Origin of the sequence: Prevotella sp. P6B1, assembly GCF_000702825.1 — a bacterium.
In the GTDB taxonomy this organism is placed as follows: domain Bacteria; phylum Bacteroidota; class Bacteroidia; order Bacteroidales; family Bacteroidaceae; genus Prevotella.
This window is the reverse complement of the sequence record NZ_JNKF01000013.1, coordinates 12,302-24,618: the sequence shown is the minus strand read 5'-3', so window position 1 is coordinate 24,618 and position 12,317 is coordinate 12,302. Positions and strand designations below refer to the sequence as shown.

At 47.9% G+C, this 12,317-nt stretch carries 9 protein-coding genes; 5 read left to right on the top strand and 4 right to left on the bottom strand.

The genetic code is table 11. The features are described from left to right. Nucleotides 1-47 precede the first annotated feature (47 nt). Nucleotides 48-1,061, top strand: coding sequence for an acyltransferase family protein (locus T495_RS0109445; protein ID WP_033148490.1), 1,014 nt, complete (start codon nucleotides 48-50; stop codon nucleotides 1,059-1,061). Here the strand turns inward: T495_RS0109445 and T495_RS0109440 are convergent. Genes T495_RS0109440 through T495_RS15240 form a run of 3 tightly spaced genes read right to left on the bottom strand, consistent with a single transcriptional unit; the run spans nucleotide 1,058 to nucleotide 3,272 of the window. Next, nucleotides 1,058-1,975, bottom strand: coding sequence for a nucleotidyltransferase family protein (locus tag T495_RS0109440; RefSeq protein WP_033148489.1), 918 nt, complete (start codon nucleotides 1,973-1,975; stop codon nucleotides 1,058-1,060). The two genes, T495_RS0109445 and T495_RS0109440, sit on opposite strands and share 4 nt — an antisense overlap. Further along, the gene (locus T495_RS0109435) at nucleotides 1,969-2,718 is read right to left on the bottom strand and encodes an ABC transporter permease (RefSeq protein WP_033148488.1); all 750 of its coding nucleotides are present in this window, start codon (nucleotides 2,716-2,718) and stop codon (nucleotides 1,969-1,971) included. Before T495_RS0109435 ends, T495_RS0109440 begins: the two co-directional genes overlap by 7 nt. Beyond that, nucleotides 2,715-3,272 (bottom strand): ATP-binding cassette domain-containing protein, encoded by a 558-nt coding sequence (locus T495_RS15240; protein WP_197020380.1) that lies wholly within the window; start codon nucleotides 3,270-3,272, stop codon nucleotides 2,715-2,717. The genes T495_RS0109435 and T495_RS15240 overlap by 4 nt, the downstream gene beginning before the upstream one ends. A 129-nt stretch (nucleotides 3,273-3,401) precedes the next feature. Between T495_RS15240 and T495_RS0109425 the strand changes: the two genes are divergently transcribed. From T495_RS0109425 to T495_RS0109410, 4 genes are read left to right on the top strand one after another with little or no spacing between them, the layout of a single operon-like run. Next, nucleotides 3,402-4,391, top strand: coding sequence for an agmatine deiminase family protein (locus T495_RS0109425; RefSeq protein ID WP_033148487.1), 990 nt, complete (start codon nucleotides 3,402-3,404; stop codon nucleotides 4,389-4,391). Between the two features lie 10 nt (nucleotides 4,392-4,401). After that, on the top strand, nucleotides 4,402-5,286 hold the full coding sequence (locus tag T495_RS0109420) for a carbon-nitrogen hydrolase (protein ID WP_028903982.1): 885 nt from the start codon (nucleotides 4,402-4,404) through the stop codon (nucleotides 5,284-5,286). A gap of 43 nt (nucleotides 5,287-5,329) precedes the next feature. Beyond that, nucleotides 5,330-7,522 (top strand): glutamine synthetase III, encoded by a 2,193-nt coding sequence (locus tag T495_RS0109415; RefSeq protein WP_033148486.1) that lies wholly within the window; start codon nucleotides 5,330-5,332, stop codon nucleotides 7,520-7,522. A gap of 15 nt (nucleotides 7,523-7,537) precedes the next feature. Next, nucleotides 7,538-9,505 (top strand): protein-disulfide reductase DsbD, encoded by a 1,968-nt coding sequence (locus tag T495_RS0109410; protein ID WP_033148485.1) that lies wholly within the window; start codon nucleotides 7,538-7,540, stop codon nucleotides 9,503-9,505. 31 nt (nucleotides 9,506-9,536) lie between these two features. Here T495_RS0109410 and T495_RS0109405 read toward each other — a convergent pair whose 3' ends face one another. After that, a complete protein-coding gene (locus T495_RS0109405) occupies nucleotides 9,537-12,242 on the bottom strand; it encodes a valine--tRNA ligase (RefSeq protein WP_033148484.1) in 2,706 nt (901 codons plus the stop codon). Nucleotides 12,243-12,317 lie beyond the last annotated feature (75 nt).

The window sequence follows — 12,317 nt, the reverse complement described above, 5'->3', positions numbered from 1 at the left end:
TGGAATACGCAATAGTTCCAACTTTTTTCTGTACTTTTGCAAGTGAAATGGCTGCACAGAGAATAGAATACATCGATGCGATGCGGGGATTGACAATGATTCTCGTGGTGTTTGCCCATGTGTGTCATTTCTGTTTTGGTGACTCGCGGATGGGGTATAATGCTGTGTTTATCCTCTTCCGATTGCCTTGTTTCTTTATGATTAGTGGCTGGCTGTTTGAGTCCGTGGCGCAGCGGTCGTTCAAAGAAGTTACTAGACATAAGGCGATGGTGCAGTTGGTGCCAACTTTTATTTTCTTGTTTCTTTTGGCGCCTCCACCAGAATTCTTTCATCAGTTAGGATCGCTTAAAGGAGGGTATTGGTTTACCTTCGCATTGTTTGAATATTTTGTGCTCTATATGCTGATGATTCGCATCAGTAGGAAATGGACCCCCCTGATGGCTGTGTCACTGGCTATCGCTACTTTTATCTATGCGCGCTATTACAATAGTCTTCGTATGGTAGCTGATGGTTATCAATTGTGGCTGATGGATGCTTCGGGGTTCTTGAGTATAACCACATGGCGTTTGTTCTTGTTTTTTTATTTAGGTACTTGTGTCAGACGCCATTTCGAGGCCTTTATCCGCTGGACGGATAAACCTGTTGTAATCATACTCGTAACGGTTATCTTTGCCTTAGTAGCTTCTACTTCGCATCATGATCATCTGATATTCGAGATGTTCAGGTTTTATGTGGGTGGCATCACTGGTATGGTTATAGTGTTTACATTCTTCCGACTCTCTGCTTCGTGGCTCAAGCGTTGCCATATCTCCAGGCCATTGCAGTATATTGGAACGCGAACGCTCGATGTTTATCTATTACACTATTTTTTCCTGCCGCGATTCCTGATGGCTAATGCTGATACCCTGAAGGCATATGAGAACCAGCTTGTTGAGTTCGTTGTGATTTTTGCTGTATCAATAGGCGTTCTGGCACTCAGCTTGATTGCCAGCTATGTAATCAGGTTGAGCCCAGTCCTGGGGCATTATCTGTTTGGAGTCAAATACACGAAGCAGTCTTAAGCGATGTTATGCCAGGTATAATGCCATAGTTTATGACACCCGTCCTTGAATGATAAACTTTTACCCATGATGTGTTTCATCAGGAATTGTCCTTCTTCTTCCAAAGGCTCGATTGGCAAGCACTTGGGGTCAAGATTAAACACTTCCTTCATCAGCCACATGATGCCACGTGCGAAACGGGTGAGTCCCAGTTCTTGTATTTCTCCCTCAACGCTTGTCTGAGAGAACTGGAATAACCTGCTGTCACCTCCGGCATAACGGAGCACGAAAAACAGATCCATCAGGTTTCTCATCAGCAGACGTTTTTCAAGAAACAGATTATACAGATGAACCAACTGGATGATGATAGTCATAGAATGCGAGGGTACAGTTAATTCTCCGGCTTTACGGTACATCAGGTCGTTATTCTGTAGTATCCACTTGTCAAGTCGGTTATTGCGCTGCGTTGATTTTCCGGCACGCAGTTCTGTGAAGATGCGTACCTGCATGTCTGGCCATTGGCTCAGATCAATCTGGTTCTTGTAGCCAAACACATACAGATCAATGCCCTTGGTGAAACGAAGCATCTGTAGCTCGCGGTCATAAAATCTTACAAGTCCAGGACCTGTCAGGAGTGATGAACGCAGATGGTGAGTTTGTAACTCTTCCTGAAGCTTGATAAGCTTACGACTACCACCGCGATTCTGCTCTTTGATTCCTTCTGCCTCTGCCATCCAGTCGAGCGAGAGTTCCTGTGGTGCTACCAGTCCGTAATCAAACAGTTTGGTCAGTCCATGATAACAGATACCAACAACAGCCTGGCGTTTAGCCAGATTGTATAACTGCTGCCATTCATGAGGGGCAGGAAATCTGCTTAAGCAATCCAACTGGCCGATAGAAACCTGCATGAACTCGAAAAAAAGCTTGCTCACCATGATAACAGATATTTGGATTTTAATAGAACTAATGTCATACCTAATGATAATACTGATGAAGCGATACATCCCAGTAGGGCATATACCATCACAGCGAAAGCGTTGATAGGCGAGAAACCACCCAGTAGCATACCGCAGAACAATAGTGGAATGGCGGCTAATGCCAGAACCGAAAGATTGGCAATCGTGGGAGAAAGGATTGCCAGAAGACTGGTACGCATAAATGGTATCATGGCTTTCCATGGCGTTGCTCCGTTGCCTATCATAAAGTCAAATTGAGCACGGTCGCGCTTAAATGTGGCGTCGAAGGCGCTGAGACCTCTTACTAACATGGATGCAGAATGTCCTAACAACACAGCAATTACTGGCACAAACCAACGAGCAGTGATGGGGCCGATTGGTAATACGGCTATCAGTAACCATAACCCGATAATGAGGACGCCACCAAAAAGTCCTGCACTGGCAGGTAGTAGGTGGTGGTTGACGGGCAATTTGCATTTTCTGGTTACAAGCCATCCTGCCCATATTGACATGATGAGGAACCATCCCATCGATAACCAGATGTTGTCCACTTTGTACACGCCCCAAATCAGAATGGCAAATAGCAGTAACTGTGCCAATCCTCGTATAAGAGCGATAGCCAAGGGCTTGATGGATTTCTGGTCCAAGAGATAGAGCGCTCCAAAAGGTAAAGCCAATAATAATAGGGCCAGGAATGTATGAAGAATCAATGCTGTAGTCATAACTGGAACTGGTTTAAATCAATCACACGATGAGCGTTTGCTATGAGTTGAGGATGCCGACTGGCTATGAGCACACACTTACCTTGTGTGGCTTGTTGCTGGAGTAACTCAAGCATCTGAGGAGCCAATTCGGGAGAGAGATGTGATGCAGGTTCATCAGCAACCACAATGGATTTGTTGGTGGCTTCATGGATGGTTTTGCTGGCCAGTTGGAATATCTCTTCGGGCGACAGAGGCTGTGTCTTTGGTATTTCTGTAGCTGACGGCAGTTGACTGTTCCATACAAGATATTCATCGGGTTCAGCTGGCTGAGCCTCGGGCTGGTAGAGTTGATGGCGCAGTAGGTGGATGTCCTGTGGCAGATAGCACATCATACGGCGGAAGGATGGTGCCGACTGGACAGTTAATAGCTCGCCATCCACACTGACAAAACCTTCTGTGATAGGCTGGAATCCCATGAGTGTACGCAGAAAAGTTGACTTGCCTGAGCCTACTGCTCCGGTGATACAAGTCAGTCTTCCGTCGTCTGCAATAAAGGATAGGTTTTTTACCAAAACCTTCCCCGATACGGATATTGTAGCGTCTTTAACCTCTAACATAGCAAATTGTTAGTGCAAAAATACAAAAAATTCTTATCATGCCATCAGTTATTACTCATTTTTTTGTAACTTTGCGCCAAAATTATGAGCATAGAAAAGAAAATCGACGCAAAAAGGTGGCGACTGCCCGCTGAATGGGAGCCACAATCGATGGTGCAGCTGACCTGGCCGCACGAGAAAACTGACTGGGCACCCATGCTTGACGAAATCACCAAGACTTATGAGGAAATGGCTGCCGCCATTCGTCAATATGAGGAATTGCTGGTAGTGGGCGAACCCAACAACGATACATGGGCTCGCGATCATGGTTTTATCACGTTGGTTGATGACGAAGGTGGAGCCCGATTGCTTGACTATTGTTTCAATGGTTGGGGCGAGAAATTCGAGGCGGCACTGGATAATGCGATCAATCGTCGTATCTATGATGAGGGTAAGGTCAAAGGCGACTATGTGGATTGTCAGGACTTTGTTCTCGAGGGTGGTTCTATCGAGAGCGATGGCGAAGGCACCATCTTTACCACATCCGGTTGTTTGTTAGCACCTCATCGTAATCAGCCAATGACAAAAGATGAGATTGAAGCACGTTTGAAGCACGACCTTTGTGCCGAGCGTGTTCTCTGGATAGATTACGGTCATCTGACGGGCGATGATACCGATGGACATATCGATACATTGGTCCGTATTGCTCCTAATCATACCTTATTATATATAGGTTGTGATGATGAGTCTGATGAACAGTATGACGACTTGAAGAAAATGGAGGAACAACTCCAGACCTTCCGTACCATGGCGGGAGAACCTTATCACTTGGTAAAACTGCCGATGCCTCGTGCCATCTATGATGAAGATGGTGAGCGACTACCTGCTACCTATGCGAATTATTTAGTTATGAATGGCGCTGTATTGGTGCCCACTTATAATCAGCCCGATCTCGATGCCGAAGCTCTGGGATTGATTGGTGAAGCTCACGAGGGTAGGGAGGTTGTAGGTATTGATTGTAGAAGTATCATTAAGCAGCATGGCTCGCTCCATTGCTGCACCATGCAATATCCTCTTATAGTGAAGAATGAATAGTGAATAGCATATGAAGGAGTTAAGAGTAGGTTTTTTACAGCAGCATAATACTGCTAACACGAAGGACAACATCCTGAGGTTGGGTGAGGGTATCACCGATTTGGCAAAACGTGGTGCGCAACTCATTGTTTTACAGGAGTTGCATAATACACTTTACTTCTGTCAGACGGAAGATGTCGATCTGTTCAATCTGGCCGAGACGATTCCTGGTCCATCCACCAAGTTTTATTCCGAATTGGCCAAGACATTAGGTGTGGTTATCGTAGCTTCTTTGTTCGAGAAGCGTGCACCAGGTCTGTATCACAATACCGCAGTGGTCATTGAGAGCAATGGCGAGATTGTTGGCAAATACCGTAAGATGCATATTCCCGATGATCCAGCATATTATGAGAAATTCTATTTCACCCCAGGTGATATGGGATTCCATCCTATCCAGACATCGGTAGGAAAATTGGGCGTGTTGGTATGCTGGGATCAGTGGTATCCCGAGGCTGCCCGTCTGATGGCGATGCAAGGTGCCGAGATGTTGATCTATCCAACAGCTATCGGCTATGCTGATAATGATACGCCTGAAGAACAGGAACGCCAGCGTATGGCATGGCAGACGGTGATGCGTGGTCACGCCGTAGCCAATGGACTGCCTGTAGTGGCTGTCAATCGTGTCGGTTTTGAGTCTGATCCTTCAGGTCAGACAGGTGGTATCCAGTTCTGGGGAACCTCGTTCGTAGCTGGTCCTCAGGGTGAGATTCTCTACGAAGCTTCGACTGATGATGAGGAGAGTATCATTGTAGAGTTGGATATGGACCGTTCGGAACAGGTGCGTCGTTGGTGGCCGTTCTTGCGCGATCGTCGTATCGATGCCTATAGCGATATCACCAAGCGCTTTATCGATTAAAGGTAAGAAAGTAAAAAGGTAAAAAGATAATTAATATAAGACTATGTCAAATCAACTTAGATTCCAGGTTGTAGAAGAGGCCTTTAAGAAGAAGGCTGTCGAGGTGAAAACGCCATCAGAGCGTCCCTCAGAGTATTTCGGCAAATATGTGTTTACCCGCGAGAAGATGTATAAATATCTGCCTATCGACGTTTATAACAAACTGATAGACGTAATCGATAATGGCGCTCGTCTGGATCGCTCTATTGCTGATGCAGTAGCTGAAGGTATGAAAAAGTGGGCCCAGGAGATGGGTGCTACGCATTATACGCACTGGTTCCAGCCTTTGACAGAGGGAACAGCCGAGAAGCACGATGCTTTTGTAGAGCATGATGGCAAGGGTGGTATGGTGGAGACTTTCAGTGGAAAACTGCTGGTTCAGCAGGAGCCTGATGCCTCCAGCTTCCCTAACGGTGGTATCCGTAACACCTTCGAAGCACGCGGCTATTCGGCTTGGGATCCTACATCGCCAGTGTTCATCATCGATGATACACTCTGTATTCCTACCATCTTCATTGCTTATACGGGTGAAGCTCTCGACTACAAAGCACCACTGCTTCGTTCTCTTCATGCACTCGATAAGGCGGCAACCGATGTCTGTCAGTACTTCTACGATGATGTGAAGAAGGTACAGGTCAACCTGGGTTGGGAACAGGAGTACTTCCTGGTTGACGAGGGCTTGTATTCAGCTCGTCCCGACTTGGTGATGACTGGTCGCACCCTGATGGGGCACGAGAGTGCCAAGAACCAGCAGATGGATGACCATTATTTCGGTACGATTCCTGATCGTGTGCAGGCCTTCATGAAGGATTTGGAAATTCAGGCTTTGGAGCTGGCCATTCCTTGTAAGACACGTCATAACGAGGTAGCTCCCAACCAGTTTGAGTTGGCACCTATCTTCGAGGAATGCAATTTGGCTGTCGATCATAATATGCTGCTCATGTCACTGATGAAGCGTGTGGCTCGTAATCATGGTTTCCGTGTGTTGCTCCACGAAAAACCTTTCGATGGCATCAATGGTAGCGGTAAGCATAACAACTGGAGTCTGACTGCCGACAACGGAGTGCTACTCCATGCACCAGGTAAGAGTCCTGAGGAGAACCTGCGTTTCGTCACCTTCATTGTTGAGACCTTGATGGCTGTCTATAAGCATAACGGATTGTTGAAGGCTTCGATTGTCAGTGCCACCAATGCGCATCGCTTAGGTGGTAACGAGGCACCTCCTGCTATCATCAGTTCGTTCTTGGGCAAACAACTCACCGAGTTGCTCGATCATATCGAATTGTCGGATAAGGACGACCTCTTTAATATCAAGGGTAAGCAGGGTATGGAGATTGATATCCCTCAGATTCCTGATCTGATTATCGATAATACGGACCGTAACCGTACATCGCCATTTGCATTCACCGGAAACCGCTTTGAATTCCGTGCACCAGGCTCTTCAGCCAACTGTGCATCGGCTATGATTGCGCTTAACTCTGCTGTGACCGAGGCATTGCAGAACTTTAAGCTTCGTGTGGATAAGCGCATCGCCAAGGGTGAGAGCAAGCTGTCTGCCATTATTGACATCCTGCGTGAGGATATCAAGACCAGCAAGCCTATCCGTTTTGATGGTAATGGCTATAGCGATGAGTGGGTGTCCGAGGCTGCCAAGCGTGGACTGGATGTCGAGAAGTCAACACCAAAGATTATCGAGCATTATCTTGATAAGGAAAGCGTAAAAATGTTCGAGTCGACCAAGGTGATGAACCGTAAGGAGTTAGAGGCTCGTAACGAGGTGAAGTGGGAGACTTACGTGAAGACTGTTCAGATTGAGGCTCGTGTGATGGGCGACCTGTCGATGAATCATATCATCCCTGTCAGCACACATTATCAGAGTCAGCTCATCAAGAATGTGCAGGGTATGAAGGATGTCTTTGCGAAGGCTGAGGCTGAGCGCTTGTCTGCCCGTAATATGAAGTTGATAAAGGAGATAGCCGAGCGTACTGAGCGTATCGAACAGCTGGTCGATGACCTGACCGAGGCCCGTCGTGTGGCTAATCGTATCTATAATATCCACGAGCGTGCCATGAGCTATCATGATACTGTTTGTCCGAAGATGGATGCTATCCGTTATGAGATCGACCATCTGGAGATGATCGTGGAGGACGGTCTTTGGTCATTGCCAAAGTATCGTGAGTTGTTGTTTATCAGATAATTTTTCTACACAAAAATGAAGAAACTCTTAGCTATGCTGGTGTTCTTGGTTGCTTTCATAGCGGCCAAGGCCCAGATAATGGACCCAGTTCACTTCACCACGCAGTTGAAAGACTTGAAGAATGGTGAGGCTGAGTTGGTATTCAAGGCCACGATTGATGCTGGTTGGCATGTCTATTCCACCGGGTTGGGAAGTGATGGACCAATTTCTGCTTCGTTCCACAAGAATAAAATGGAAGGTGCCGAACCTGTCGGCAAACTGCAGGCCCGTGGAAAAGAGCTGAAGCAGTTTGATAAGCTCTTCGAGATGGAGGTGCGCTACTTTGAACAGGCTGTAAGCTTCGTACAGAAGATTAAGTTCACCAAACCCAAGTACGATATTGATTGCTATGTGGAGTATGGAGCTTGCAATGATCAGGCTTGTCTGCCACCATCCGAAGCTGTGCTCAAAGTGAGCGGAAACAGTGCTGTGGCTGAGACAACCGAGGAAAAGGAGGTTGCTGAAACGGCGAAGATAGCCCCCCCCGTCGATACAGCTGCTGTCGATACCGCGGTTGTTGCGAATGATCTTTGGACGCCAGTTGTTTCAGAGCTGCAGGCGTTTAACGGCGATACAGCTCCTACTGAAAGCATGGCTTGGTGGCTGATATTCATCGAAGGCTTGTTAGGCGGATTCTTGGCGCTGTTCACACCTTGTGTCTGGCCCATCATCCCTATGACCGTATCCTTCTTCTTGAAGCGTAATAAGGATCGTGCCAAAGCGATTCGTGAGGCTACCACATACGGTCTGAGTATCGTGGTCATCTATGTTCTGTTAGGCTTGGCGGTTACGCTGCTCTTTGGCGCCAGTGCACTCAATGCCTTGGCTACCAATGCAGTATTCAATATCTTCTTCTGTCTGTTGCTGGTCGTGTTTGCTGCTTCGTTCTTAGGTGCATTCGAAATCACATTACCTTCAGCGTGGCAGAATAAGGTGGATGCCAAATCCGAGAGCACCACTGGCTTGTTGAGCATCTTCCTGATGGCATTTACCTTATCACTGGTATCTTTCTCATGTACTGGTCCGATTATCGGTTTCCTGTTGGTGGCTGTTTCTACGCAGGGTAGTATTGTGGCACCAACCATCGGTATGTTGGGATTCGCTATCGCACTGGCCATTCCGTTCACGCTCTTTGCCATGTTCCCATCATTATTGAAGTCGGCACCTAAGTCGGGTGGCTGGATGAATGCCATCAAGGTGACTTTGGGCTTCATCGAGTTGGCTTTTGCGTTGAAGTTCTTGAGTGTGGCCGATCTGGCATATGGCTGGCATATCCTCGATCGTGAGGTGTTCCTGGCGTTGTGGATTGTCATCTTCGGTCTGTTAGGTGCCTACTTGTTAGGCTGGCTTAAGTTCCCGCACGATGACGATCAGCATCGTACCAATGTGCCGCAGTTCTTCCTGGCCATGGCGTCGTTGGCCTTTGCCATCTATATGATTCCTGGTTTATGGGGTGCACCGCTGAAGGCTATTTCTGCTTTTGCACCGCCGATGAGTACGCAGGATTTTAATTTGCAGAAGACGGTAACCGAGGCTAAATACAAGGATTACGAACAGGGTATGGCTGCTGCCAAGGCAGAGCACAAGCCTGTCATCATCGACTTTACCGGTTTCGGTTGTGTGAACTGTCGCAAGATGGAGGCGGCTGTATGGAGCGATCCTCAGGTGTCGGATATCCTGAATAACAAGTATATCTTGATCTCGCTGTATGTGGATGATAAGACACCATTGGACGAACCTATCCAAGTGGAGGAGAATGGACAGCAGCGTACACTGCGTACCGTGGGTGACAAGTGGAGTTACCTGCAACGTGTGAAGTTCGGCGCCAATGCACAGCCGTTCTATGTGCTGTTAAACGAAGAAGGCCACCCGTTAGCGGGCAGCCGTTCTTACGATGAGGATATTCAAGGTTATATAGAATTCCTGAATAAAGGTCTGAAATAGAAAATCCCCGCCGATTTGGCGGGGATTTTTATTATTTGTTCTTCAGCGCTGCGATGCTTTCTTTCAGCGAAGCAATCTTCTCTTCAGAATCGCTTTGCTTCTTACGCTCCAGTGCTACCACAGCCTCAGGGGCATTGGCTACAAAGCGCTCGTTGCTGAGCTTCTTCTTCACGCCAGCCAGGAAACCTTCAAGGTGCTGCAGTTGCGCTTCCATCTTGGCAATCTCGGCCTCAACATCGATCATGTCACCAACAGGTACAGCGAACTCATCGGTTCCTACCATGAAGGCAGAAGCGGTGGCATCCTTCTCGGTAACAATGCTGATACCCTTCAGGTTAGCCATCTTGATGATGACAGCATCAAACTCTGCGTAGTCGTTCTTGCCAACTACCTGCAGGTCGAGCTGCTCCCTAGGCGCAATGTTCTTCTGGTTACGAACCATACGAACACCTGATACTATCTGCTTGACGTTCTCAATCTGAGCAGTCAACTCATCATCGGCCTTGGTAGGTGTGTCGAGCTTCAGGCTGACACGCATGATGCTCTCGCCATCCTGACGGTCATACAGGTGCTGCCACAGCTCTTCAGTGATGAATGGCATGAATGGGTGCAGCATCTTCAGCAGGATCTCAAAGAACTCGAGGGTCTTAGCATAGGTCTGCTGGTCGATAGGCTGAGGCTCACCATTGATATAGGCGGGCTTCACCATCTCCAGGTACCATGAAGAGAACTCGTCCCAGAAGAGTTTATAAACAGTCATAAGCGCTTCTGAAATACGATATTTTGAGAATAGTTCTTCAATTTCTTGATTTGCCATTTTTAGCTTGGCCTCAAACCATGCGGTAGCAATCTTGCCAGCCTCGGGCTGCTCAATGTCTGCCACCTTCCAACCCTTAACCAAGCGGAAGGCGTTCCAGATCTTATTGTTGAAGTTACGTCCCTGCTCACACAGTGCCTCGTCGAAGAGAATATCGTTACCAGCAGGTGCAGAGAGCATCATACCCATACGCACACCGTCGGCACCAAACTTCTCAATCAGGTCGATTGGGTCGGGTGAGTTACCGAGTGACTTCGACATCTTACGGCCCAACTTATCACGAACGATACCTGTGAAGTAAACGTTCTTGAAAGGCATGTCGCCGATATACTCATAACCGGCCATAATCATACGGGCAACCCAGAAGAAGATGATATCCGGACCTGTTACCAAGTCAGAAGTGGGGTAGTAGTACTTGATCTCCTCGTTGCCGGGATTGTTGATACCGTCGAACAGTGAGATAGGCCACAGCCATGAAGAGAACCAGGTGTCGAGGGCATCCTCGTCCTGGCGCAGGTCGGCATCCGTTACCTTTGGATCCTTCTGCTGAGCCAGCTTCAAAGCCTCCTCACGGGTCTCTGCTACTACATAGTCGTCATTCTCGTTGTAGTAGTAGGCAGGAATACGGTGACCCCACCACAGCTGACGGGAGATACACCAGTCCTGAATGTTTTCCAACCAGTTCTTATAGGTGTTCTTGTATTTTGCTGGGTAGAACTTCAACTCATCGTTCAATACGGGTGGCAGAGCGATATCGGCGAAGTGCTGCATCGAGAGGAACCACTGCATAGAGAGACGTGGCTCGATAGCGGTATCGGGGTTACGCTCTGAGTAGCCTACCTTATTAATATAGTCCTCAATGCGCTCCATCAATCCTGCTTCCTGCAGGTCCTTGCTGATCTGCTTGCGGCAGTCCATGCGGTCCATACCTACGTAGAGAGGACTCTGCTCTGAGATGGTACCATCGGGGTTGAAGATGTCGATGGTCTCCAGATTGTGGGTCTTACCCAGCATATAGTCGTTGGTGTCGTGTGCAGGTGTTACCTTCAAACAACCAGTACCGAACTCGATATCCACATAACGGTCTTCGATAACAGGGATGACGCGGTTCACCAGAGGCACAATCACCTTACGGCCCTTCAGCCACTGGTTCTTGGGGTCCTTGGGGTTGATACACATAGCGGTATCGCCCATGATGGTCTCAGGACGGGTGGTTGCTACTACAGCGTAGTACCCCTTCTCATCCTTGTGGATGATGTTGCCTTCGGCCTTCAGTGCCTCCTCGTTATCGAGTGTGGTCAGACCATCCACATAATATTTCAGGTGGAACAGATGGCTCTGCTCCTCTTTATAGATTACCTCTTCGGTTGAAAGAGCTGTCAATGCCTTAGGATCCCAGTTCACCATACGGAGACCACGGTAGATGAGCCCTTTCTTATAGAGGTCAACGAAAACCTTGATGACGCTCTCGCTGCGCTTCTCGTCCATGGTGAAAGCGGTGCGGTCCCAGTCACAGCTGGCACCTAAGCGGCGCAACTGCTTCAGGATGATGCCACCGTGCTCGTTGGTCCAATCCCATGCATGCTCCAGGAACTGCTCGCGGGTCAGATCGTGCTTCTTAATGCCTTGTCCAGCCAACTTTTTCACTACCTTTGCCTCAGTAGCAATTGAGGCGTGGTCGGTGCCAGGCACCCAGCAGGCGTTCTTGCCCTCCATACGGGCACGACGTACTAGGATATCCTGAATGGTGTTGTTCAACATGTGTCCCATGTGGAGCACACCTGTTACATTGGGAGGCGGAATCACAATCGTATAGGGTTGACGTCCGTCGGGTTTACTGGCAAAGAGCTTGTTGTCCAGCCAGTACTGATACCATTTCGATTCGACCTCTTTTGGGTCGTATTTGCTAGCTAATTCCATATATAATATTTTAATATTTTGCAAAAATCGCTGCAAAATTACTAAATTTCCATTTAAAATTAGTACTTTTGCACG